Below are 26,350 nucleotides of genomic sequence, written 5' to 3'. Positions count from 1 at the left end.
ATCAAAATCAACAAACCGGGCTTTTTTATCTACCAATACAGGTTATTACATAGGTGGATGAAAAAAGCTGGGCAATTCATTAGAAATTGCCCAGCTTTCAATACAAAATCAATATTTTAAACCAAATGGCAGGTTAGGTAAACATTTAGTCCAGAATACCGATAATCAACCTACCCCATTCACTTTCCTGAAATTATAACCTTATGCCAAAATTCATTTATGGCTATGTTCTTCGCAATAGAAGATATACTCGCTTATACCATGTTGTAGTGTATGGAATTCAGAGTATTGCTGTTTTATGATTTCATCATAAGCCTTAGTCGGCTTTTTTAGACCCTTAAGCTCGGAAATGATTTCTTGCTCAGACCTTTTTAGAGTCTCTAGATCATTTTTCAAAGATTCTATTCGCTCGAACATACCATAGGTTTGGGGCTCACATAGGTATGAATTCAGTTTACAACCCAACTGTTGTACATCTTTTAAATTTCGTTCTAAATAGGTTACCGATATTTTGTTTCCTATGTTAGTTGGAGTGAAACTACTTTTTATATGTACCATTTTTATAGCATTTTAAACTCATTTCTTTATTTCCAATCATTGGGTGAACCTTGTTTTAAACTTCTTTAAAGGTTTGTATTTTTTATGAGCAGGATTACTCTTATCTATTGGGTTTTCTTGGTGTTATATTCAATAATGAATGCATATACACCACCAGGGTGCGAATCATTGAACGACCCAAATCTTTGAGGAAAATCCCCCCAATAACCAACTGGTTCGTTTACCTCACCAAATGCCCCCACGTTTTGATTTCCTGTAGCATCATTCGGCTGATCGTTTGGTCTAGGGTCATGATCTTCTTTAACCCCGTCCTTACACCAATTGGTATAGGTCCATTCTTCACCGCTGACCCATTGCCAACCTCCATCTGGCTCTTTGGCCCCCAAGGGCTGAAAAGCCCCAATAAAGGGACCACTCATAACACCATTATGGGAATCGTCCCATTGGTACCAATATTTTTTGTCCTTTATAAGATTGAACACAAATTCGTTTTCCAAATCGGAATGAATCGTAACAAGGTAACCACCTGCCAACTCCGCTAGGGATTTTGCCTGTACCCAATTGATTCCCATTTCTGGCAGGTACACCACTTCATACCAATGCGTTTCCCCATTTGGCAATTTGAATGCTATGGATTCACCTCTTTCTATAGGAACCGGGGCGTCTTTAAATGTGTAAATAGCCTCTCCCTTGGATTCGCCCTTTGAATTAAGGGATGGAGGCGTTTTTTGTGGACCATCATCTTGTTTTGTTTGAAGCTTGCAGGATGTATTTAATACTAAAAAAGTTAATAATAAAACTCCCCTTACGCCGTACATTATTGTTTTCATGATATTAATCTTTGATTATTTTCAAAGGAACAACGTTAGGCCATCATTAAGAATCAAAATCTACGAACACATTGATCATCATAACGAATCGCTCATTTAAGCTCACAAAAAAAGCACGCCGGTTTTATTCGAACCAAAGTGCTTTTTCAACTAAACTAACTCAACCAAACAATTATAATGAAACCATAGGCATTTAATTTTTTTCTTTAAAACTTATTCAAAGAACCTTAATAAAACATACAAACGAAAATCAATTCAACAAAGAGGAAATTCTTATCTACGGATTAGGAGATTTACCCTATGTAGCGCTTCTTTAAGTTAACACCATAGAGAATATGGCCATAGACAAAACCTTACAACAGGATAATGAAGCATTAAAAAACAAAACAGCTACACTGTGCTGATATTGAGTTACAACCCCAAGCTATTCAGTCTTCAAATTCTTGTTAAGTTTTGTAAACTGTAAGTAATCGTTGTTCTTAGCCGAAATGACATAGGTGTCATTTTTAAATTCGATAGACCGCATGTCCTTAACATCTCCTGGGGTAAAGAAACCACTTTCGTATACCGGAACCGGGATAAAGCCACCTTTACCATTTCCTTTCAGGAATAAACCATAACCAGAATCTATCCTAGCGGTCTCTATCTCTGAACCATAAAGGTTTCCTGCAATCAATGCATCTAAATTACCATCTTGATCATAATCATCAATCAAAATTTGGTTGATGTTCGAAAGTTGAGCCTGATAAGGCAATTCGTGAATCTCAAAAGTTCCCCCTTTATTTTCCAAATAAATACTGGCAAAGGTTTTTACCTGATAATGTAAGGCTTCGTCCAAACTCTTTTTGGTATATACATCGGCTAAAGTGGCATGTGAAAAAGCTTCCGAGGTTTCGAATTTGAATTTTATGGCCGGAATTTGTTGGGACGATGGCATTCTTCCTCGAACAGGATACTGTACCCCATCTTCATAATAACCCAAAACAATATCCATTTTACCATTTTCATCAAAATCCAAAGTATAAACATCAAAAGTTTCCTTTTTCGTTGCTTTGTGCTCATAATTCAATCCGTTGTTCCCAACGAGATAGTCCATATCACCATCACCATCGAAATCCCCTTCATTTATACTCCACCACCATCCTTCGGTATCTGCCAATCCCATTTTTGCCGAAACATCCTTAAAACCCGTCTTGGTATTTTCAAAGACCTTAATGGGCATCCATTCCCCAACGATCATGATATCTAACCGATCATCATTATTGAAATCGGTAATAACCGCGCTTGTGGCCATACCCAAAGAATCCAATTGATTTTCTAAGGATGTTGGGTACTCTTCAAACTTCACCTTGCCATCCTTACTCGAATTCTTAAGGATAAAGCTTTTTGCCGGCAAGGGGTATTTTCCTGGAACCTGCCGACCCAAGACCAAAAGATCTTCTTTTCCATCTTTATCGAAATCAGCATTATAGGCCCTGGAACCACTCACCAACATTTTGGGCAAGGCATTGCCATCCGCTTTTGAAAAAACACCTTCACCATTGTTCAGATACAATTTATCTTGAAGCATTTCGGGCTTAAACTCAAACTCATAACCTCCTTTTACAACATAGAGGTCATTGTCCCCGTCCTGATCAACATCAAAAATGACCGCACCTAGATCTTCCCCTTCCTGATCTTCGACGAATACTTCCTGATCTTGTTTTATAAAACCATCCTTGGTTTGTATAAAAATTGCGCTAGGGAAAGTTTTGGCACCGCCGACAAAATAATCATCCAATCCATCATTATTTAAATCCCCAACAGCAAGTGCAGGCCCATAGGCTGACATATTATGGGGTAGTAAAACCTGTCTTACATAATCATCATAATAATTTTCTTCATGCTTAAACTCTGGAAAATCGGCTGTAGCATCTGTGAACAAAGTGATGGACTCCAGAGGCGCTTCTTCTTCAAGAGGCAAAGCATTTTCAAAATCCAGAACCAAGGTTTGGTTGACCACTACATCTTTTAAGACTTGTTGTGTATCATTGGTCCATACCACTTTCAATTCATCAATTTTTTGGGCTTTACCCAACCCAAAATGTACCTCTGGGGCCACAGCGGATTGAAAACCCCGTGTCAAGGTCAATTCTTGCATTTGCGTTTGTTCCCCTATTTTTATATAAACCCGGTTTCCCAAGCCGAACTTATTTTTAGATGTACCCTTGAACCTTATGGTGATATAATTGTTCAAATCAGCACTTTTATTCTCAAAAATCGAGGCTGGATCATCAATATTATTGGTAATGACTTCCAAATCTCCGTCATTGTCCAAGTCCGCAAAGGTGGCACCATTGGTAAACCCGGCGAAACTTAGACCCCATTCTTTGGTAACATGTTCAAAATCAAGATTTCCGTTATTCTTGAACATATAATTGTCTAACCTCACCGATGGTATCTTTAAACTACCTCCGAGCAAATCGGCTTGTGTAAATTTAGCTGTCCTGAGGTTATCGAAATAATCGTTATTGTTTACTTCCCTTCTTGTACCATTGGCAATATAAAGGTCTTTGTTCCCATCATTGTCAAAATCGGCAACCAAGGGACCCCAACTCCAATCGGTCGATGAAGTTCCCGTAAACCTTGAAACATTTGAAAAATATGGAATGCCATCGTGCATTGCCCCTGAATTTAACTGCAATGCGTTTTGTACATACTGGTAATGAAAACCGGCTTCAACATTCTCCTGAAAGAGGTTACGCATGGTATTCCCCATATTCGCTTTTCTACGTTGGTTCGATTCCCCATCCATGTCCGCTTGGGAAATATCGAGAAAACCATCGTTGTTTATATCCGAAATATCGGCACCCATCCCGTAGTAAGCCGTTTGGCCAACGGCATTTTTAACAACTTCCCTAAATGTGCCATCTTGGTTGTTCAGATACATAAAATCAGGTGAGTTGAAATCATTGGAAACGTAAATATCCGGCCAGGAATCATTGTTAAGGTCACCCACCGTTGCACTAAGGGACAATCCGTAACTTCTCAATTTAGATTCATTGGTGACATCGGTAAAGGTTTCACCATCGTTTCGATACAGGTGATCACTTTGAATGTGTTCTAAGTTTTTCATTAAATGAACATAAATAAAAGGAGGGGTTGTAAACGGTGTGGGCGGATAATTGGCTACATATAAATCCAAATCCCCATCTTTATCATAATCGAAGAATGTTCCTTGAACCGTATCACCTCCATCATTCAGGCCTAATTCAGCTCCCTTCTCTACAAAAGTACCATCTCCGTTGTTAATGAATAATTGGTTGATCCTAGGCTCGAACTTACCACCAACAGAACAATAAATATCCAAAAAACCATCGCTATTAACATCTGCCATGGTTACGCCCGTATACCATCTATCATCACCGGATACACCCGCTTTTTCAGTAATATCCTCAAACTTGAGGTTTCCTTTATTCAGATATAACTTATTGGAAACTTGATTTCCCGTAAAATATAGATCTATAAGACCATCATTATTTATATCCCCAGCGGCCACACCACCACCTTCATACATATAGGGAAAAGTAAAATAGTTCAATGAATCGTTCTCGATAAGCGTATTATTGAATTCAACACCCGTGGTTGAAGGCTTTAAATTCTTAAAAATCTTATTATCATCCCTTTCCCCAGTGCAGGAATAATTAAAAACAAGTAAACTGATTAATATTAGAAGTATACGGTTTTCCTTCATTGCCAAAGTCTCTTTTAAGATTTTAAATTTACGATTTAATGATTTATTCCTTCAAATTTTCTTCGGATAGTACGAAAGCGTTATAGAACCTTTCACATGAAGAATGCGTTAATCCTTGTTGTCCAGAAAAAGACGTAAAATCCCTTGGCTGCAAGAAAATAGACAAAAGAATTGATGATAGCCTGTCGATAATTAATTCCCTAGAGAACGATTCCCTATTGCATTTACAGCAAAGCAACACTCGCCGTAAGATTCAAATGGTAAGCCCTGCTTTGGAGAAACACTTATATCACTTATAAAAAGGGGTATTTTGACCGATATAGTATTAACCTGACAACAATGTACGCAAAATTCGGTTTTCCTTAAAAATGACATTACTCGATCATTCGCAATCACAAGAAATCATTTCACCTATGGTCTGGTTTAAATTCATCATATTCATCCTATTTGTCCTGGCCTCCAAGCAACGTTCACAGTTAGAAAAAAGGGAAACATCCCATAAATCGGCAAAAACCCGCCCTTTTTGAAGTTGAATACCATATTCCAAAACTTTTTCCAAAGATGTGATTTTCGGAATCTGAAAATGTCCCATTTCCTCTAGGCGTTCCATAGCCCCATTACCTACCCTGACCGGTATTACCGTACAACATTCTATTCCCGTTTCGAAAGCGAAATCAATCGATTTTTCTGCCCAAAGGATTCCTTCTTCCTCGGATAAAAATGGAGGTCTTAAAAGAATGAACGCCCTTGACGATATATTGTTTTGTGACAAAAAACCAACTGCCTTTTCAAAATCTTCCAACGTCATGCCTTTATTAAGTTTAGGCAACACCTCTGGGTGTATGGTCTCCAGACCTAAAGCCACCTCCAATCTTGGCTTAAGCATATCCCTAAAACTTAAGCACTTTTCAGAAATCAACTTCGGGTGAGCTTCAACGATTACCGTTTCAAAACCTTGGAGCAGTACCGCTATTTCCTCATAATCCCCTACAGGTATCGCCTTTTCATCGAAAAAACTCCCACTATTATATAGTTTGATATGCTTCGCACTGGGCATTTGGTTCAGCGCCCATTTAATTTGTTCAGGAATAGCACCTGTTGGCACGGGTTGATCCGTGGTGTTTTTCCAAAGATCGCACATTAGGCATTTAAAAGGACATTCTTTATTGGTCAGGAAAATAATCGCGGTATCCTCAACTTTACCCGATCTACTACGTTCTTTTTCCACCAACCAAGCATACGGCCGATTAAAATCGACCGTATTTTTTTTGCCCCGTTCGGAAACTATCCATTTATTGGATGAAATAGTCCCGGTGTCCTTATTCATATTTAGATAAAAACTGTCTTCTATAGGTTATTTCCTTTTCTGGAAAATGTTTGTCAAAATCACTTTTCGATGCGGCACCATGTTGAAACCTTCGCTTCTCAAAGATCGGCATTTCAATTCCGGTTACGGCCTTCACACCTTCAAATACGATCTGACCTTTTAGGTCATATAGCTTTTTATGGTCCCAATCGGTCATATCTATATATGGGATTCCTTCCGAAATCTCAATGACATTCGGTAAAGTATACGGACTAAAGCCTTCAAAATTCAACTGATCTGCAGGAGAGCTGGTCCTCATATACCCTCTACTAAGACCACCAGAATAGGTTAGTGAATGTTTAATCGATTCTACTCCCCAACCTTCATGATACAACATTAAATTATTCAATACACTACGGATGGTCAATTCCGGATTTTCCTCAATCGGATAATCCTTTAGGTTCTCGTCCCCTCCGTCACCATCAATAATATATTTCCAATCAGGGTAACGGTTCCTTATCCCTTTCAAAAGAGCCAAGTTCATTGTTGCCGATTGAATATCCAGGGGTTTGTAATCCTCAACGACCTTAATCGCCTCTTTCCAATCCAATGCATTATAATCCAACTCTATCGGTTCCAAGAAAAGCTCCAGATCAAGGGTTTTCAAAAACTGCCGGGCTTGAACCAAATCTGCCCCATCACCATCAACCGATAAGGTAAAGGCCTTTAATCTTGACGGACTCTCACCAAGTTCTTTCAAGGCATGATAAATAAGTACGAATACCGAACCACTGTCAATTCCCGCAGAAAAAGTAACCCCGATCGGACCCGATTTCGCCCTATATTGCAACCACTTTTTTATCTCATTGTAAACGGCAGTGATATAATCCGCACCGATCTGTTCCAAACTTCCGGATTTAAATTTATTGCGTTCCGGAGTAAAGAATCGAGTATAGATCGGATTCGGATCCGGACATCCCAAAAGCTCTATTCTGGTTATATAGTGTGCAGGAACCATTCGAGTGTATGAAGGGTGAAATTGATCGTCCATGCCTTCTTCCTTCAGATAATCAAAAATGGTATCTATTCGTTCGGCAATGACCAATTGTGGCCCAACGGCCCGTTTCGCAATAAAATAACGTAATGGTCGCCCTATGGACCTTGCCATTTGAATCGTTTTCCCTTCTACTGAAACCAAGGCAAACTGCCCATCAATTTGGCGAACCGCTTCAACATCGCCAGATTTTACAACTTCAACAGCTTCTTCATGGGACATGTTATAAATTATGTTCTTATCATGATCGGTGAGATCGATCACCTTACTTACATACATACTGTTCATATTCTAGATTTTTATGTATTTACTTTTACCCTATTTTATTTTAAAATACCTTTTCCTTGCTCTAAGATAAGATATTGATTTGGTTTAATATTCTTGTAAATTTCCAATTCCCCATTGGGCCATTTAACTTCCAGCTGGTTTACCATACCAGCCTTACCTAATCCAAAATGTGTTCTTGGCTCATTATTAGACAAATACCCTGTAGTCCATTGGTTTATACGAACCAACTCCTTTCCTGCAGTTTTAACGGTAATCTTTGCCCCTATACCGGATGCCAAGCCATTTTTTCCCTTAAGGGTAACTCCCAACCAGTTGTTACCATTACCCCCTTCGTTATGTAACAAAGTCGAAGTAGCCATTAGATCAACATGGGAAATCATAACATCTAAATGCCCATCATTATCATAATCCCAAATTACTAATCCCCTTCCTGAGCGTTTGGTAGCAAAATAAGGACTAACGCTTTTACCAACATCCTTGAAATTTCCTTTCCCATCGTTCTCTAACAAGACCGGATATTGTAAAATCAGTTCCTCAGCGTTACCATTGGCGGAAATAATATCAAGATCACCGTCATTATCATAATCGAACAAAGCGGTACCCCAACTCCCTTTTCCCAAGAACGACTTGGCCACTCCACTAGATTCGGTAACATCTTGGAACAAGCCATTACCCATATTACGGTATACCGCCCCGTATTTTAGGTCGGCAACGAGCATATCTACCAATCCGTCCCCATCAATATCCCCAATAGTCGCATGCATAGACCCTGTTACCTGCCCATGACTGTTAACGGCAATACCACTAGGAACACCAACTTCCTTAAAACTACCATTTTCATTTTTGAACAGGAAATTCGCCTGATGATCATTCGCTTGAATAATATCCATATCCCCATCCCCATCATAATCATACACGGTTAATCCCATACATTTTGAGTCCGGGTAAAACAAGTTTTCCTCCTCAGTGACATCTTTAAACGTACCGTTCGGCTGTTGTTGGTAGAGCATTGAAGCTTGCCCCTTATATTCCGAAGGGTGAGGCATCATTCCAGGTGTCTGGGTTGATATATATTCAGGATCGAATGCCAGAAAGTTACCCACCATGGCATCTAACCTTCCATCCTCATTATAGTCCCAAAAAGAAACCCCAATACTCCATTTTGTAAAACCGTTCAACTTTTCGGGCCCTACAAGACCTAATTTCCGGGTCTGTTCAGTAAAGGTACCGTCCCCATTATTGTGATAAAATACATTCGGGCCATAATTCAATAGGTAAAGGTCTTGGAAACCGTCATTATCAAGGTCTATTGCACCGGCAGCCATACTCCAATTTTTATCATCTACCCCGGCCAATTCGGCAACTTCGGTAAAAGAACCGTCGCCATTGTTCTTATATAATTCATTGGCCGTACCCTTATTTTCAGCACCATCTTTCTGAGATATACCTTCGAGGTACGTACCGTTCATCATATATAGGTCCATGAGACCATCGTTATTATAATCAAAAACGGTAATACCGGAACCACTGCTTTCCAGAATGTTCTCGTAATGCCTGTCACCAAAGGTATACTTAAAATCTATCCCTACTTTTTTGGTTACGTCCTTAAACTTTACATTTTGGTTTTGAGCCCCTAAAAGTATTGGGAAACAACTACATAAAAGGATATAAAAAACTCTCCTTGAACCTTTCTTCATTCTTTACTTATCTGTTTTTATTTGATTGCGATAACCATCATTGGTTACCTTTCTGGTGTTATACTCAGCATGGTATATTTGTAATTCCGGAGTATTCGGGTATACGTCATTTTCTGAAGGTGGATAACTGCTCATCCCATGAAATGGCAAAGGAAGAACCGTGTTGCCATGGGCAGTGTTCAAATCACCATCCTTTACCCAGCCTACACTGTGAATCAGGAAGTCCCTCTTATATCCTTCCTTCAATTTCGGTAATTTCGCTGCATTGAACTTTATGGTCGTTTCATCACCAGCATTGGAAATTATATAAGCATTATCCGATGCCGTAAGTAATGGCAAAACATCGCCATATCGCGTATAATTACCTGTAAGATCCCTCCATTTTGTCGTTGTATCCACAGAATCGTAATCGAACCAATGTGGACCGTACCTACCCCCTTTTTTATAAGTTTCCGAAAAACCACGATAATGCAGATCGGCGGCAATCGGATCTAATACATTGGTCGAAAAATCTTTTTTGGCACTGTCTTGGGCCAAAAATATTTGATCCCAATAAATCTCCATATTCGTGCGTATCCTGATGCTATGATCCTCACTCAAGAATTTACCTGAGAGGTCTACAATGACGTTTTTATCTTTCCCCATGGGAAATCCTACATTGGGGACAACCGTTTGCCAATGGCCTTTTTTATCCTTTACCTGAACCACCGGGGATTTTACCAACAAGGCTTCTGACTGGGACAATGCCACATTAATACTGGCATCGGTGGGGAAAATCCATCCATTAAGTACCATGATCAAGTTCTCGGTAGGGATTTCCTCATCAAACCCCAAAATCAAATCATGCATTTCCGTTACCCCTTGGAATTTATCGGGCATAAAGTTGGATATATAACGATCATCCTTTTCTGTAATCAATGACAATAAATCATTCCCATCCTGATCCTTTGCGGAAGTGGGGAAATATTTCCCTTCTACCTGAATAACCTTTAAACCGGGGAACGGTGGGGGCGAAAACTGTTCAGGAACAAAAACATCGGTAGAAATGGGATGATCTATGGCCACCAATTGCATTTGATCCATATAGATGGTCTCCCATAATTCAGAGGTCATTTGCATTATATATTCACCTTCTTTTTCCAGCAGCATTTCACCCGGGATCTTTATATAATCATCAGAGGCATCCGCAAAAGAATATTTGGCGGTACCCCCCATAATACCCAATGGCATACCTAATGCGCTCCGCCATGTAATATCCTTGACAAAGGTAAATTCCTCACCATTCCATGTATATATAAACGGACATGAACCTTTCAAGGTTTGGGTCTCAATTAGGGATTGATCACTTTCTGGCAGTAAAATATTCTGGGGAACACCATTGGTCCATGTAATACGAATAATATCCGCTTTGGTTCTATTACCTAATCCAAAATAAATACTCGGATCGGTCACCACTTTGGTCTGATAGAGGTCACCGGAGCGCATTTCCACTTTTGCCCCGATTCCGAAATAATTGTTCTTTGCACTTCCCGTTCTTAAACCTACCAATTTCACGTTTACATAATGGTTCAGGTTACCACCGTCATTACGTAAAAGAACCACACCCCCTTTTAAACCGGCAATGACCAAATCAAGGTCTCCATCGCCTTCAAAATCAAAAAGTTCTATTTCACTGCCCGATTTGGTTCTTTCCGGGAACATATGACTAACATCGGTGAATTTACCGTCCCCTTCATTATGAAATAGTAAAACACCCCTGTTATTGTCATTTTTGGGTTTACCTACAATTACCAAATCTAAAAATCCATCATTATCAAAATCAAAGAATTCAGTATCCAAAACAGACATACCCCGTATGGCAGAGTTCATTTTATCATTGGCCGAAACCTTTGTAAAAGTACCGTCCCCCTCATTACTGAAAAGACCATTACTTTCAAAGTTTTCCCCTGTAGTGAATAGATCCAAAAAGCCATCATTGTTCCAATCGGCGACGGCGACGGTATTACTACCACTTTGGTTTTTCAATTCATTGTTTTTCAGAACATCCTTGTAAACACCCTGTCTTTGATTACTATACAATTTATTGCCAGCGTTTTGGTTGGTAACGAAAAGATCAATATCGCCATCATCATCAAAATCCCCGAAGGCCGCATCATTACTTTTTACTTCATTATCCAAAAGCCCCATTTTTTCGGCTTGTTCGGGAAAGGTTAGGTCCCCATTGTTCCTGTACACCAAATTAGTGGTTGAGCCTATCTCGAAAATATCCAGATCGCCATCATGGTCCAAATCCAAAAACAACACCTTTGAGCTTTCATTTTTAGCCCCTATACCTGCCTCAGTGGTAACATTTTCGTAAATGCCGTTCCCCGCATTCCTGTATAAAACATCCCCTTCTGGCCTAACCACATATAGATCAAGGAAACCATCGTTATCATAATCGGCAAAAAGTGCATCCGATTCCTTTCCAGAATGCTTTATACCGGCATCTTTGGATATATCCCAAAACCAATTGGAATCATTATTAAATAGGTAATGTTTATAAGTTGAACTTGATGGGTCATAAGAGCCAACATACATATCTACATCCCCATCCGAATCATAATCGGCCATGGTAAGATGTGTGGACATATCTTCCTCCAGATCCAAATCTTCAAAAACAGGAACAGCATCAAGACCTACGCTATTGGTAACATCGGTAAATTTAACAAGGTCTAAGGTAGATTCGTTTTCATCTGTCAACGCAGAATGTTTAAGATCATAGGTTACCAAGGGAAACCCTATTACGGAACCCCGTGTACCTTTCAATTCTTTGATACCTGCCTGATAGGGAAAAGTCACTTTTAAGTAATTGTGGAAGATACTGAAGGAAGTAAATGCTTTATCAGCATCGGGCAACTGAAGAAAATCAAGGGTATTGTTATAATATTCTATAGCTTCCTTGGGAAATTCAGGATACTGTTTTTGAATGACCTCTAACTGCTCTATAGCTTTATCCACTTCACCTTCTTTGATATAGAGTCCGGTCAATTCCAAAGCAGGGACAATATTATCAGGAGCCTTTTTAACTAATTGGATGAGATGTTTTTTTCTATTGTTTTGGGCCCCACTATCAGTCTGTGGCGCATATAATTCGGCCAACATATATAAGGTCTTCTCATGGTCAGGGGCAAATTGCAGTGAATTCAGCAATACCTCAACGGCCTTGTCCTTCTCATCGTTCATTTGATACACCGTAGCCAATATCAAATTGATATCAGCATCTTTCCCATCTATATCAATGGCTTTTGATAGTTGCTTTTTAGCTTCTTCATACTTGCCCATACGCAAATACACCAAACCTAAATTGGCATATCCCATTTTTTTATCCGGGGCCAGTTCTATGTACTTTTTAAAGGTTTCCTCTGCTTCTTCTAACTTAAATGCTTCCAAAAAGGCGAGACCCATGGTTTGGGTCGAAATCAATTCTACGGTTTTTTGCTTTTTTTCCTCTGCAGTCTCCTTACACCCATAAAAGGTGGAAACCAGAAGAAAGGATAGCAAGAGGAAAGGAAGAGTACTTTTCATCGAACTAGGGTTTTGTAAATTTGAATACACGGGAATTTATCCTTTACGGAAAGTTGGGCCTTAATAGGCAATTTTCACTAATTTCATATCACTGACACGATTACCGTTTTCATCAAATTGAATTTTTCCCGTAGTGCCATTATAGTTAGTTTTAGATATGGTTTCATTTAATTTTCCCCTATCGAATCCTGAAGCTTCTATAGCGTTCAAAAGTATGTTGACCCCGTCAAAAGCGTAAGCCTCGATAGCATTTGAAAAAGACCTGTCAACGTCTTTTCCATTTTCGGAATGTAAGGTATTTGATTTCATCCAGTTTCCCGAATCCAAAACTGTTAAATTTGATAGATTTTCCACATTTGAAAAAGATGAACCGAACGTACCAAGCATAGCCAAAGTACCATATACCGGAGTCTCAACACCATTCTTTCGTAACACACCTACAATTTCCCAAGCTTGTTTCCCACTTGCAATGACCATGATCGCTTTAGTACCCTGCTCTTTTAATCGTACAATCAAATTAGCTCGATCATTTACGTTCTGGTCAAATTTAAAAACCAAAGGTTTTTGACCGCCTTCTGCCATTATCCGGTCATTTAAATATTTCAAAGCATTTTCGGCATCGTAATTTCCCTGTACAAGTACAGCTAGGTTATTCAGCTTATGATTTTTCTTTATTTCAGAAACGAGCATTTCGGCCTGCTGTATGTCATTTGGGACACAGTTATAAAACCAAGGAATATATGCTTGTGAAAGCGTCGGGTCGGTTGCCCATGCAGATAAAAAAACCACTTGTGTCTTGGCAATTACCTGTTCGGCCAAATGCGCATTTCTGCCATCGTGCGAACCCAATAGCGCCCAAACCCGTTCTTTAAAAACCAGATTAACAGCTTCTTTAGACCCGGTTCCCCATGGCCCTTCCATGGAACGTGTTACCAATTTGAACTGTCTGCCGTTCAGTTTTTTGTTCTTATTGGCAGAAGCTATGGCCCTTTCGGCGGCTCTTGTAGCGGATACAGCCGTTTGATCATTTACCAATAAACCAATTGTGATAATGTTCTCGTCTTTCTCCCCTTGTTGGGCGATACTGAATTGGAATAGCAAGACATTAACACAAAGAACAATCAGAACGGTTTTATTCATACGCTTTTAAATTACCCAATTATTCCATCGCTTTACCATCACTGGTAGCCTTCAAGACGGGAACTGGTGAATATTCGAATTTTCCTTGTTTGACTTTAGCCATCCAAATTTTCCCGATATCATTCCAACTACCATCAAAGATAATTTTTCCGGTAACACCCTCATAACCTTGAAAGGTTTCCAGATCGGATAATACATCCCGGATAAGCACTCTATTTAGTCCTTCTTTTTTAATCGCTTCGATAATCAAGTTCATTCCGTCAAAAGCATGCGCCGCGAAAACATCAGGTTTTATCCCGAATCGATCGGCATACGCTTTTTGAAACTTTTTCAATTTAGGATTGTCCGCTTCAGGGTTATAGGGGCAAGTACTCACCAATCCTTCAGCGGCATCACCCGCGATTTCAAGGAATTCTTCTGAAACCGACCTATCGGAAGCATAGACGGGCTGTGTCATACCCATAGAACGAATCTGTTTTAATATCAATGCGGATTCCTTAGCGTTACCCCAAATAAGTATGGCATCGGGAGAGACCCTTTTTATATTCTCCAATTGCATGGTGAAATCGGTTTCATCCAAATTGAACCGTTCTTCGATCATCATCGGATGCCCTTTACGTACGGCAAACCCTGAATATTCCATAATCCCAACTCGTCCATATCTCTCATTTGACCTTATTACCGCAACCCGCTCGTGATTCATTACGTCAAAAATGTACGAGGCGAGTGCATAACCACTTTGTCTGTCATCACCGATAACCCTGATCACCCATGGTATATTGGTTTCTGTAAAAGTAGGATCTGGATCTCCTGTATTGACCATCATTATTTCCATTTTCAAGGTCGCCCTTAAAGCAACATGGGAAACAATATCATCTATTGAACCGAGCCAGGCCCAAACCTTCTCCTCATCCATTTCAACCACTTCGTTGGCTGCCGCACCCCATAGTCCAACGTCATTATGAACCATTAATTTAAAAGGGAGGTTGTTATAACCACCATTTTCATTGGCCTGTTCTATGGCCAATATGGAGCCATTCAACATTTGTTTTCCTAATGAAACAATCGGCGAGCCTTCAAGTGGACCCAAAAACCCGATACGAACTTCGGTCAGGTCTTTCGGGGCTTGTTTATCACGACCTGCGCCATAAAACTGAACAGGTTCTATAAAATGATACTTATAGGCCTTTTGGAATTTATGATACGGGAACAACTCCTCGGTTGTATTACCATACATGGTCTTGTCTTCTTGCCCGTTCATGAAATTGCACACTAAGAACAAAGCAAGACAAATAGTTTTAATGACGCAATCACTACGTTTTATCATAACCTACTTTTTAACGTACTTTACATACTGCATATGCCTCGATCTCTACGAGTAAGGTTTCCCAGCACAATCTAGCCTGAATACCTGTAGCCGCTGGTAATGGGTCTAGCCCCAACCAGTTGTAAAAAGAAGTTCTGATCTTATTGAATTCGCCATAATCACGTTCTATATCCCTAAGATAATTGGTTGTACGAACCACATCGTGCCAGGTCATTCCCTCTGCTTCAAGCAAATTGGTAATGTTATAATAGGTTCTCCACAATTGGGCCTTAAAATCCCCAATGTGTTCTGGATTTCCTTCTTCGTTAACACTTGCTGTACCCGAAATGACCAAGACTTTATAATCCCCTAAATCCAATCGCAAAGCCCGGGAAAAAGAGGAAGGTTTTTGATAATCATAAGCTTCATTAATGGTATGCGGAGCATGAACCACATGCTTTTCTATTGGAGGTCTTTCTACATGAATTGGAGGAAATACGGTATCACTTATTTTATGATCATCTGTTAAGATTCCCAATTTCTTCATTTCTATAATCTCTCCTTCTGTAAGTTTTGATAAATCTATCAAAATCCTTTCCCTTTCTTTTATTTCCATTTTATGTATTATTAAAGTTGTTAGTAATAAGTATTCTAGTTTTAAATTTTCAATGCTTTAACTGACCATGACTTACGCCTTCTGCGGTTGCTACCCAGATATCATTTCCTACAATATCAACCCCCAAAATAAAATTATGGGCCAGTGATGTGGATTCCCCCAATTCCTTTTTGTTGGTACCGTTCAATATGATGGTCTTGCCCTTATTTGTTTTTTCATTTGTGGTATAGGTAACCCAATTATTGCCATCTGTACAACTTAATCCTTGGTCTGTACAGATAAATGCATAATCATCCTTGGCCTTAATGAAATTGATGAAATTACTCGCCAAACCACTGTCGTGATCAAAGTAACCTTTCCAATGCACCCCGTCATATCTGCTTAAACCAAAATAGGTGGCGACCCAAAGTATATCGTTGGCCCAGGAAGTTCCTGTCGTAATATCATGAACAACACCATCATCTGGAAAAAGGTCAATCTCCATATTACCATCTGGATCTACATAATCCCTGAATTTTTTTGTCTTCTTGGTATATTCAATGACTCCACCGCCCCAAGCGGCAATAAAAATCTTGTCCTTACTGGCACATACCCCATAGGTCCAAGGTTCGTGCATTGGTGCGTTTTCTTCTGTGAATATCTCCCATTTTCTGGTATACGTATTATAGCTCCCGGCCCCACCACCAGTGGCGACCCAAACAAATTTTTCGTCACAGGTTACCGCATAGATCAGATCATTGGGCATACCGCTGTTCATTTGATTGAAATTCTCGAACTTACCGGTAGACCACCTTGACAATCCGCCCATGGTACCCAACCAAACATCACCAGTCGCCTGATCAACATCGATTGCCAAAACCCCGTTATGTGCAAGTCCGTCATCCGTAGTATAGGTCTTCCATTTCCCGTTTTCCAAAACAGCAAGTCCTTCATGTGTACCCACTAATATCCTTTCACCATCTATCTTTACACAATATGCCTTATCTCCGGGCAATCCGTTCTTGGAGTCGTAATTTTTCCAATTACCATAAATAGGCATTGGTTTTTCGGCTTCCTTACTATTATTTGTCGTGTTAATATCAGAACTATCATTTAACACGGGTGAGCGTTCTTCGGGCCGAACAAAACCTAAAGAAGCTATCACAAGAATCGCCATGGGGACGATTATTTTGAAATGTTTGGTTTGTATATTCATCGTTGTTAGTTTTTTAAACACTTAAAAACTTGCGGTTTGTTGTTCTTGATAACCCTCATCTTCCTGTTCCGGACCTCCGAGCGATTTCAAGTAATCAATAAGGTCGTTCAATTGCATTTTGGTCAGGTCATTAACATAACCGTGTTTATTATCTTCCCCATAAATCGTCCATATCTCCTCCAAGGTTGCAGCCCTACCGTCATGTAAATAAGGTGGAGAAGCATATATGTTGCCCAAATGTGGCGTATCGAACAAAATAGAGTCATCACTTACGGCCAAGGTACTGACATCGGCCGGTTGTAAATTCGAATACAATGGTGCTGGGTGACATGTATAGCACCGATTATTCTCAGGAATCACATTTCCCGAATTATCTTTTGTCCTATTATAAATTTCTTTTCCCCGTAATTGTGATTCGGTTAATTTGCCATGTGGATTGTACATTAAATTAGGAGGATATTTTATACCCCTTTTTATGTAAGCCGTAATGGCATCCAAGTCGTCATAACTGAATTGTTCGGTACGGGTAAGAACGGTTGAAAACCGCATGCCATCTTGCTTATATATGGTTTGGTTCTTTCCGTTCCACTTGAAAGGTGGGGTATCACCGATTTCCCTTAAAGATTGTGTATTGGTTACATTACGGCCCATATCTTTCCCTGCCATATTGTAAACGAGGCCGTCTTCATGGTTATCAGGATGACAAGTATAACATGCATATTGGTTTTGAAAGGTATGCCCAGCATTGTTGAAAAGCCTTCTCCCTTGCCTGGCTACGGTAATCCTAGTTGGGCCACCAAGGTCAATGGCCGTTTCCATTTTTAGGGTTTCGGTGTTAAGTACTCCGATTTTATCCTCGAGCTGTTCCGCTATATAGAGTTTTTTACCATCAGGGGAAAGGGCCAAACCTTTAGGGTTGGCACCCGTACTAATTCTGTCGATAACAAACCTGCTACTGACACCTAGGTTGTTCGCGATGTTCTTAAGTTGTTCCTTTGGGGTTTCTTTGATAATGGCCCTAATCGAATCGACGGACATAACCGTAATCTTATCTGCACCCGCATTTGATACGTACGCTCTTTTTCCATCGGGGGAAACAACGATATCGAAAGAATCGGAATAGTAGGCATTGGGTTGATCGGTCAATAATTGTATTATTCGCCCCTCGTTATTCTGGTCAATTACCCCGATACCATGGGTCATCATCCAACCTCCTTCAACTTGTATGGAAGGTATCAGGTTCTTAGGCCTTATCAATGTCATTAATGCAAGATCTCCAGAGGGAGTAAAGGTTATATTCTCCATCATATAAGCTTCCTCAACATCTTTATGCTCATCGACCCGTAAGGTAGTTGCATCTATTTGGGTAAGGTCACTAACCAGAGGTTCTCCATAAGGAACTATTTTAGAGCGTCTGCTGGTCACGTAAAGTTTTTTACCATCGGGTGACAATGCAGTCCCGGTTGGATCACTGCCTGTTCTCAACCTTTTCATTTCTTCTTTGGTATCCAAATCTATTACCGAAAGATCCGAACCATATGTATCCACTACCAGTAATTTAGCCCCATCTGCACTTAGGGCCAAACCTGAAGGTCCATTGCCCGTTATCAGTGTATCCAGCACTTTGGAGGTGGCAAGATTTACTACAGAGATATTGTCTGACCATTGATTACTTACATAAGCAAATGCATTGGTTTTATCCAAAATTACACTATGCGGATGAACACCTACTTTTACCTTTTGAACGACCGTTTTACTTTCTGCATCGACAATAAGAAGTTCACCTGTATCCTGGGCAACCACGAATAAACGCTTGCCATCATTGCTAACCGCAATATTGAAAGGGGAATAATAATCCTCATTTATTAAATTCGAGACAATCTTGTTCTTGGAAGTGTACAAGTGGCACGATGTACATTTTAACGGGTGATCCGTTACCGCCGTTTTTTGGTTCACATGATGTCTTACGAACATGCGCCCAGGAATGAAGATAATCAGTCCTAGAAATGCTATTACAAAGAAAAAAATCTTGACTTTTTTACTCTTCATGGCCTACATTTTTAATTCTCGTTTAGGAGCATCCATCTGCTTTGGCGTTGGTACCGGAATGGGTTCTTTTGTAACCGCCAAAGGTTGAACATTGCCTGGTACCAATTCCCTGTTTTCATGACACCCAATACACCCACGCCTTTCATTGGGACGTAAATACATCCAACTGCTGGGTCCCTTCACCACATTATTATTGTCATCTAGCGTTTGTAACCTGAACGGTGTATCGGCCTGTATTTTTATATAAAAGGAACCATCTTTTTCCGTTTTGAAAACGGCCATCGTAGAGTCTATTCCCAAGACCTCCATTTTACTCGCTTTAAATGCCGGTATGGTGGAATCCGTTGGTTGGGAATATTGGAAATTTATATCTTGACAGACCAATAATGCGGTCTTTACGTTCAAATCAACTTCGCTAGGTAATTTACGGGGGCGTTGCTTTTTTTGGACAAATACCGCTTCTAAAATATTATTCTCCCCATCTTCATAAATAGGCCGACCCAACTCACGGCTTTCAACATCAAATTCATAAAGAGCGAAGTGCAACGCATTTTCAGGACGATAACTGGACAACACCTTGTTATCGTGATATGGGCTAATGGCGTGGAAATCCCCTTTTATTTCCGAAGTGAGGTTTTCTTCGGAATGCAAAGGGCGATTATAGGATAAGGATATCAAGTCTTTTTGGTTGTTCGAATTTGCTTCAACAAACAGAATTCTTCCATTATTCATTTCGGTTGCACCACTGGTTATATAATGGTCCTGTTCCATTTGATAGAACAATTCCTTTTTTGTTCCATCTGGTCGCATAATCATAAAATTAGCGGGCTTTTCTTCTGGCCATAGTTCTTTACCAATTGCAATTACCCGCCCCTCACTTAGAACCGTTGATGCGAAATACGTACTGGGATCATAAGTTACCTGAGCTAGGTTGGAACCATCTAAATTGCAAGAAAAAAGGGTGAATTCTGTATCAACTTTGGGGTCTTTATTTTTTACCTCCTTACTAAAGACCAACCTTTCGCCAGGCAAGTAGTCCGGATCTATACAATTATGATCGGAAGATGTAATTTGCTTCTTTTTCTTATTGTGCAGATTCATTTCCCATATTTGCCACACATCATCTTGGTTCTTTTGGGCAGCGAACAGCATAAAATTACCGTCATAGGATATCTTAGGGGAACAGGCTGAATAAAAATCAGAGGTCAATTCATCCAAGGGTTCATTTGGAGTTGTTGTATTCATTGCAACTATCCTTGATCCGGACATATACTGCAACTTATCACCTTTTGAATAATCCCTTGACTCTACATCTCCCTTGTTCTGGGTCATTACGATCATGTGCGTAAGAGGCTTTTGCTTGCAAGAATGCATTCCTATGGCTCCAAAGCACATGGCCAATACGATCAGATATGAATTAAAAGTGTTTTTTGGGAACATAATTCACTTATTGGGGTTCACGTACGGTTAAAATTTGGTTGGCATCGATTTTCTCCAAAACCTGATGTTTGCCCGAAGGCCATTTGATTTCTATACTATCGACTATAGTACTTTTGGCAAGACCAAAGTAAATTCTGGGGTCGTTTTGTGAAAGGTAACCTGTCGTACTTTTTTTCTGGGCCGTTTGAACCTTACCATCGGCCGTGATCCTAACCCTGCTCCCAACACCATCGCGATTACTGGATTCCCCGATCAAATTCAAGGAAAGCCAATTATTATTATTTCCTTTATTGTTTCTTAGAAAAACCCCTATACTATCCAGGTTAACGATAAAAATATCGGTATCCCCATCATTATCGTAGTCGCCCAAACAGGCGCCTCTTCCCACATGCTCTTCCTTGAAATATGAACTAAGGTCTATGGAAACATCCTTGAATTTTCCCTCTTGAATATTTTCGAACAACTGATCCTCTTGCCCGTATAGGTGTTTTAACTCCCCATTGGATTTAAAAATGTCTACATCGCCGTCATTGTCATAATCAAAAAAGGACGATGACCAACCCACGAATTGTCCTGAGGCCACCGATATACCCGAGGCATAGGATTGATCACTAAAGACCCCATTCCCCATATTTTCATATAGCGAGCAATAATTATCATCCGAAATGAAAAGGTCCAATAACTCATCCCCATTAAAATCGGCAAAATCTACAGACATACTTACCGTAGCCTCACCTGACTGACTAAAACCTGTGCCAGACATGGTTCCCTTGTCGGTAAAACCCTTACCTTGATCATTATGCCAAAGATAATTTACGGTGTGATCGTTGGCCACATAAATATCAACATACCCATCATCATCATAGTCAGCGGCACCAACTCCCATGGCCCTACCATCAATATCGACTATTCCCATTTTTTGGGTTACATCCTCGAAAGTACCATCGCCGTTGTTATGGTATAAAATATCAGGCTGACTATCATAAGCCAAAGGACCAGGAAAGCCATCCGGGGCATAATAATATTTATAGTCTGGATCAAAATTGAGATAATTACCAACATAAAGGTCTAAATGGCTATCATTATCATAATCCATCCAAACGGCACCTACACTGCAATATTTGCCACCACCAATAGCGGCTTTTTCGGTTACATTGGTGAATGTTCCGTCACCATTATTCTTATATAAAGTATTAGGCCCGTTATTACTTAAGTAAATATCAGGAAATCCGTCATTATTATAATCCCCAACGGTAACACCCATACTATACCAAGGGCCACCGACCTTTGCTTTTTTGGTAACATCCTCAAAAGTACCGTTCTGTTTATTCCTGTATAGATGGTTGGTCGGCATTACCTTCGGCTTCTCACTTTTACTGAATCCTTTGACCCACGTTCCACTGCACACATAGATATCCATATACCCATCCTGGTCATAATCCAAAAAAGCGGCACCCCCACCAACGGATTCTATAATATTCTCCATATGATCGGCCCCGATGGAATGTTTAAAATCCAGCCCGATTTCTTGAGCTATGGATTGAAAGAACTCTGTATTGGCTGCTGGAGGCTCTTTTATGGCATCTTGGTTTGATTTAGATGATTTCGGCTCAGAATTGCAGCCAAAAACCAAGAACAATACAATAGTTGATTTAAAACATTTCTTCATCGCAGCTATATTGACAAAGCTACCCCATTTGGCCGTACTCAAAGAACCAAGGAAAAATCGTTTTTGATGGTCAATCATATTACTTTTTGCTATAAGATTGAATCTGAACATCTTGTATGATTCATCTAGAATCAAAAAGAAAATCAAAATACATTAACTTAAAAAAACACAATGCTATGACAATCAATTTTTTACAAACCCTAAATGGTTTATAATAAAGAATCATCCCCCTCGTGCTCCAAAGTCAAAAATACATTTCTACATGGGCAGGAAAGATGACAAAAATCATATAATGCTAATTTTTTTAAGATTTTTTTAAGTAATATTTAATTTTAATCATCAAATCTCCCAATTCAATAATCAAACAATCAATTATTGTTCAATGTTGATATAACCTTAAGAATTTCATCCTTCTGATCAGACTTTCCTTTTTAAAAAATCCCATAATCCTGGTCCCCTTCCATATTTCCAAAAAAAAACCGTCGATAAAATCAAGGCTTTAATCCAGTCAATTCCCTTCTTCATCTATTTCAATATGTATCTCTTGGGTTCCTTTGGATATTTGATTCGTATTTCAACTAAAATTGTTTACAACGACATGAAAAAAACAATCATCATATTTCTGGTATTACTCGGTCAGTTTGTGCAGAGTCAACAAACCTCAAGCGATACGAAAAAAATTTGGTCCTTAGAGGATTGCATCTCCTATGCCTTGGAGCACAACATTACCGTAAAACAGGCAGTTTTGGAAAAAAACAGCACGCTTCAGGACTATAAAGCAGCAAAATCGTCAAGATTGCCCAATTTAACCGGTTCTGCCTCACAGAACTTTACGAATGGTAATTCGATTGACCCTATAACAAGTGATTTTGTTTCCCAGCAGATCAATGCCACTAGTTTAGGACTGAACACCCAGGTTACCCTTTTCCAAGGGAATCAAATCAATAATGAAATAAAGCAAAACAAACTTCTGGTTGACCAGTATTCCTTTTATGAGGAACAGGCCAAAAACAATATCGTCCTGAGTATAACAGATAGCTATATTCAACTGCTTTATAGCAAAGAAAACATAGCGATAGCCGAAAACAACCTGGTTGCATCACAAAAAGAAGAAGAACAGGCCAAGGCCCGTTTTGAAGCGGGATCCATTGCCTTAAAGGATTATTCAGATGCACAATCAAATACGGCCACGAACACCTATAACTTAATTACCGCTAAAAATGATTACGCCCAGCAGTTATTGACCCTAAAACAACTATTAGAACTTCCTAACGGCGCCTCGTTTCAAATTGCCGATCCGGCCGGTACCGGTGAGGATCTAATACCTGATTTGAACCAAGTCTATAGCCAAGCTTTGGAAAAACTTCCCGAAATAAATGCAAGTAAAATAAATATATCCGTCTCAGAAAAGGAATTGGATATTGCCAAAGGAGGGTATCTACCTACACTTTCATTAACAGGAAGCCTTGGATCCGGTTATACCTCAACCCAGGACTTTAATTTTTCCGACCAACTTGATTTGAACTTCAACCAAAGGGTCGGACTCTCTTTGAACGTTCCTATTTTCAACCGGAACAAAACGAAAACCGAAGTTGAAAACGCCAAGATAAATATTGACATAGCCCAACTGCAATTGGCTCAAGAAGAAAAAGATCTATATCAAAAAATTGAAACCGCCTGGCATAATGCCACTGCGGCACAAAGCCAAATGGTAGCTGCCGATGTTGCACAAAATGCCGCAAGTGAGTCGTACCGATTGGCTCAGAAACAATATGAACTGGGTGCTTTGAGTACCACCGATCTTGTAGTAAGCCAAAACACATACACCAATGCCCAGCAAAACTACATTCAGGCAAAATATCTAAGTCTTTTATATACCCAATTACTTCAATTTTATCAAGGAAACGACATTAAACTTTAATCAAATGAAAAATAAAAGAAACATAGTAATAGGCAGTATTGTTATCCTTATCCTTGCTTTCACGGCTTATAGCTTTTTAAAGGATAATGATGATGTGGTTATCGAAGCAGAAACCCTTACCGTCAAAAAAGGAGACGTTACCACTATGGTAACGGCTACCGGAACCATAGAGCCCATAAATCAAGTAGATGTAGGTACACAGGTGTCCGGTGTGGTCGAGAAAATATATGTAGATTACAACAGTATAGTCACAGAAGGACAATTGATCGCGGAATTGGATAAAACCAATCTAAGGGCCGCACTTACACAAGCACAAGCTTCCTATGACAATGCCTTGAGCCAAAGGAACTACACACAAACTATTTTCGAACGACAAAAAACCTTATTTGAAAACAAAGTCATCAGTAAAGCCGATTATGATGATGCCCTATATAATTATGAAACAGCAAAGGGTACGGTGACCCAACGGTTATCCGATTTACAACAGGCGAGGACCAATTTGGGCTATGCAAATATTTATTCACCCATAAACGGTGTCGTACTTTCAAGAGACATAGACGAAGGCCAAACAGTAGCCGCAAGTTATAGCACACCTACCCTCTTTACCATTGCACAAGATCTGAAGGAAATGCAAGTTGAAGCCGATGTGGACGAAGCAGATATAGGTGGTGTAACGGAAGGACAACGTGTAACCTTTACCGTTGATGCTTATCTCGGGGAAACTTTTGAAGGTACCGTAACACAAGTTCGTTTGGATTATACGGAAACATCCAATGTTGTTACCTATACAGTAGTTATAAAAGCAGACAATCCCGACCTAAAACTTAAACCAGGTCTTACTGCCACCATATCTATATATACTTTAGAGTTAAAGGATGTACTGAGTACTGAAGCGAAAGCCATCAATTTTAAACCTACCCCAGCTTTATTAATGGCCTACAACGAGCAACACAATATAGCCGTTGCCCCCCCAAAAGGTGGCCCTGAACCCATGGAAGAAGGCGCAACCAAAGTTTGGATCCTTGAATCCGATGGCGCTATATCCCCGAAAGAAGTAACCCTAGGGGCGAGTGATGGCGTCAACGTACAGATTTTAAGTGGTGTTGACGAGGGAGACAAACTGGTATATAGTTTAAAATCCGAAAGTCCCTTTGAACAGCAATCTGGTCCCGGAGGATCGGATGAAAGTCCGTTCATGCCCAAACCACCAGGAGCTAACAAGAAAAAGTAAACAGCCATGAACAAGGAAATCATTAAAATAAAGGATTTAAAACGAGAGTTTACCATGGGCAATGAAATCGTGCATGCCCTAAAAGGTATTTCGTTCTCCATAACTGAAGGTGAATTCGTTACCATTATGGGTTCTAGTGGGTCTGGAAAAAGTACTATGCTAAATATCTTAGGATGTTTAGATCAACCAACATCGGGATTATACGAGATAGACGGTGTTAGCGTAAAAGATTTGAACAGAAACCAATTAGCGACAATTAGAAATGAAAAGATAGGGTTCATTTTTCAATCCTATAATCTCTTAGCACGGACATCTGCCTTGGAAAATGTAGAATTACCCCTATTATACAATAGTAAGGTCTCTACAGAGGAACGCAAAGAAAGGGCCTTTAAGGCGCTGGAGATGGTAGGCTTGGGAGATCGTATGGGCCATACACCTTCACAGCTCTCAGGTGGGCAACAACAAAGGGTGGCCATTGCACGATCTTTGGTAAACAACCCTGTAATGATCTTGGCCGATGAAGCTACGGGAAACCTGGACACTCGTACCTCATACGAAATAATGTCCTTGTTCCAAGAGTTGAATGAAAAGGGCATCACGATCACCTTCGTGACCCACGAGCCAGACATAGCTACTTTTAGTAGTAGAACCATTGTCCTGAAAGATGGCAACATCATTAAGGATTACCTCAATAAAGATATTCAATCAGCGGCTACTGAATTAGCCTCATTACCATTAGAACCCCATTAA

17 protein-coding genes are annotated in these 26,350 nt (G+C 39.8%); 3 read left to right on the top strand and 14 right to left on the bottom strand.

What is annotated here, in order from left to right; translation table 11 throughout:
- Positions 1-213 precede the first annotated feature (213 nt).
- From GJ691_RS10105 to GJ691_RS10040, 14 genes are all read right to left on the bottom strand, one after another.
- The gene (locus GJ691_RS10105) at positions 214-558 is read right to left on the bottom strand and encodes a hypothetical protein (protein ID WP_154366481.1); all 345 of its coding nucleotides are present in this window, start codon (positions 556-558) and stop codon (positions 214-216) included.
- A gap of 104 nt (positions 559-662) precedes the next feature.
- Positions 663-1,388 carry a C-type lectin-like domain-containing protein gene (locus GJ691_RS10100; protein ID WP_154366479.1) on the bottom strand — a complete coding sequence of 242 codons (726 nt, stop codon included), beginning with the start codon at positions 1,386-1,388 and terminating at the stop codon, positions 663-665.
- Between the two features lie 424 nt (positions 1,389-1,812).
- Entirely contained in the window at positions 1,813-5,121 is a 3,309-nt protein-coding gene (locus GJ691_RS10095; RefSeq protein ID WP_154366477.1) for a VCBS repeat-containing protein, read from the bottom strand.
- 382 nt (positions 5,122-5,503) lie between these two features.
- The gene (locus GJ691_RS10090) at positions 5,504-6,448 is read right to left on the bottom strand and encodes an archaeosine biosynthesis radical SAM protein RaSEA (RefSeq protein WP_154366475.1); all 945 of its coding nucleotides are present in this window, start codon (positions 6,446-6,448) and stop codon (positions 5,504-5,506) included.
- Positions 6,441-7,769 carry an asparagine synthase-related protein gene (locus GJ691_RS10085; RefSeq protein WP_154366473.1) on the bottom strand — a complete coding sequence of 443 codons (1,329 nt, stop codon included), beginning with the start codon at positions 7,767-7,769 and terminating at the stop codon, positions 6,441-6,443. The genes GJ691_RS10090 and GJ691_RS10085 overlap by 8 nt, the downstream gene beginning before the upstream one ends.
- A 35-nt stretch (positions 7,770-7,804) precedes the next feature.
- A complete protein-coding gene (locus GJ691_RS10080) occupies positions 7,805-9,466 on the bottom strand; it encodes a CRTAC1 family protein (protein WP_154366471.1) in 1,662 nt (553 codons plus the stop codon).
- A gap of 3 nt (positions 9,467-9,469) precedes the next feature.
- Positions 9,470-13,033 carry a CRTAC1 family protein gene (locus tag GJ691_RS10075; RefSeq protein ID WP_154366468.1) on the bottom strand — a complete coding sequence of 1,188 codons (3,564 nt, stop codon included), beginning with the start codon at positions 13,031-13,033 and terminating at the stop codon, positions 9,470-9,472.
- A gap of 60 nt (positions 13,034-13,093) precedes the next feature.
- Entirely contained in the window at positions 13,094-14,173 is a 1,080-nt protein-coding gene (locus GJ691_RS10070) for an ABC transporter substrate-binding protein (RefSeq protein ID WP_154366466.1), read from the bottom strand.
- A gap of 19 nt (positions 14,174-14,192) precedes the next feature.
- Positions 14,193-15,500 carry an ABC transporter substrate-binding protein gene (locus tag GJ691_RS10065; protein ID WP_154366463.1) on the bottom strand — a complete coding sequence of 436 codons (1,308 nt, stop codon included), beginning with the start codon at positions 15,498-15,500 and terminating at the stop codon, positions 14,193-14,195.
- A 10-nt stretch (positions 15,501-15,510) separates the two neighbouring features.
- Positions 15,511-16,095 carry a Rid family hydrolase gene (locus tag GJ691_RS10060; RefSeq protein ID WP_218944429.1) on the bottom strand — a complete coding sequence of 195 codons (585 nt, stop codon included), beginning with the start codon at positions 16,093-16,095 and terminating at the stop codon, positions 15,511-15,513.
- Between the two features lie 49 nt (positions 16,096-16,144).
- Positions 16,145-17,290, bottom strand: coding sequence for a ligand-binding sensor domain-containing protein (locus GJ691_RS10055; protein WP_154366461.1), 1,146 nt, complete (start codon positions 17,288-17,290; stop codon positions 16,145-16,147).
- 21 nt (positions 17,291-17,311) lie between these two features.
- Complete coding sequence (locus tag GJ691_RS10050; RefSeq protein WP_154366459.1) at positions 17,312-19,339, bottom strand: YncE family protein; 2,028 nt, start codon at positions 19,337-19,339, stop codon at positions 17,312-17,314.
- Between the two features lie 3 nt (positions 19,340-19,342).
- Positions 19,343-20,779, bottom strand: a complete 1,437-nt coding sequence (locus GJ691_RS10045; protein ID WP_154366457.1) for an HzsA-related protein — start codon at positions 20,777-20,779, stop codon at positions 19,343-19,345.
- Between the two features lie 7 nt (positions 20,780-20,786).
- Entirely contained in the window at positions 20,787-22,559 is a 1,773-nt protein-coding gene (locus tag GJ691_RS10040) for a CRTAC1 family protein (RefSeq protein WP_154366456.1), read from the bottom strand.
- Positions 22,560-23,046: 487 nt separating this feature from the next.
- Between GJ691_RS10040 and GJ691_RS10035 the strand changes: the two genes are divergently transcribed.
- Genes GJ691_RS10035 through GJ691_RS10025 form a run of 3 tightly spaced genes read left to right on the top strand, consistent with a single transcriptional unit; the run spans position 23,047 to position 26,350 of the window.
- Complete coding sequence (locus GJ691_RS10035; protein WP_154366454.1) at positions 23,047-24,369, top strand: TolC family protein; 1,323 nt, start codon at positions 23,047-23,049, stop codon at positions 24,367-24,369.
- 4 nt (positions 24,370-24,373) lie between these two features.
- Positions 24,374-25,600: an efflux RND transporter periplasmic adaptor subunit gene (locus GJ691_RS10030; protein ID WP_154366452.1), complete on the top strand. Its 1,227-nt coding sequence runs from the start codon at positions 24,374-24,376 to the stop codon at positions 25,598-25,600.
- A 6-nt stretch (positions 25,601-25,606) separates the two neighbouring features.
- Positions 25,607-26,350 carry an ABC transporter ATP-binding protein gene (locus tag GJ691_RS10025; protein WP_154366450.1) on the top strand — a complete coding sequence of 248 codons (744 nt, stop codon included), beginning with the start codon at positions 25,607-25,609 and terminating at the stop codon, positions 26,348-26,350.

The sequence above is a fragment of the Maribacter luteus genome, from assembly GCF_009674825.1.
Taxonomy (GTDB): Bacteria; Bacteroidota; Bacteroidia; order Flavobacteriales; family Flavobacteriaceae; genus Maribacter_A; species Maribacter_A luteus.
Note: the sequence above shows the minus strand (reverse complement) of the source record. Positions and strands in the feature narration are given on the sequence as shown.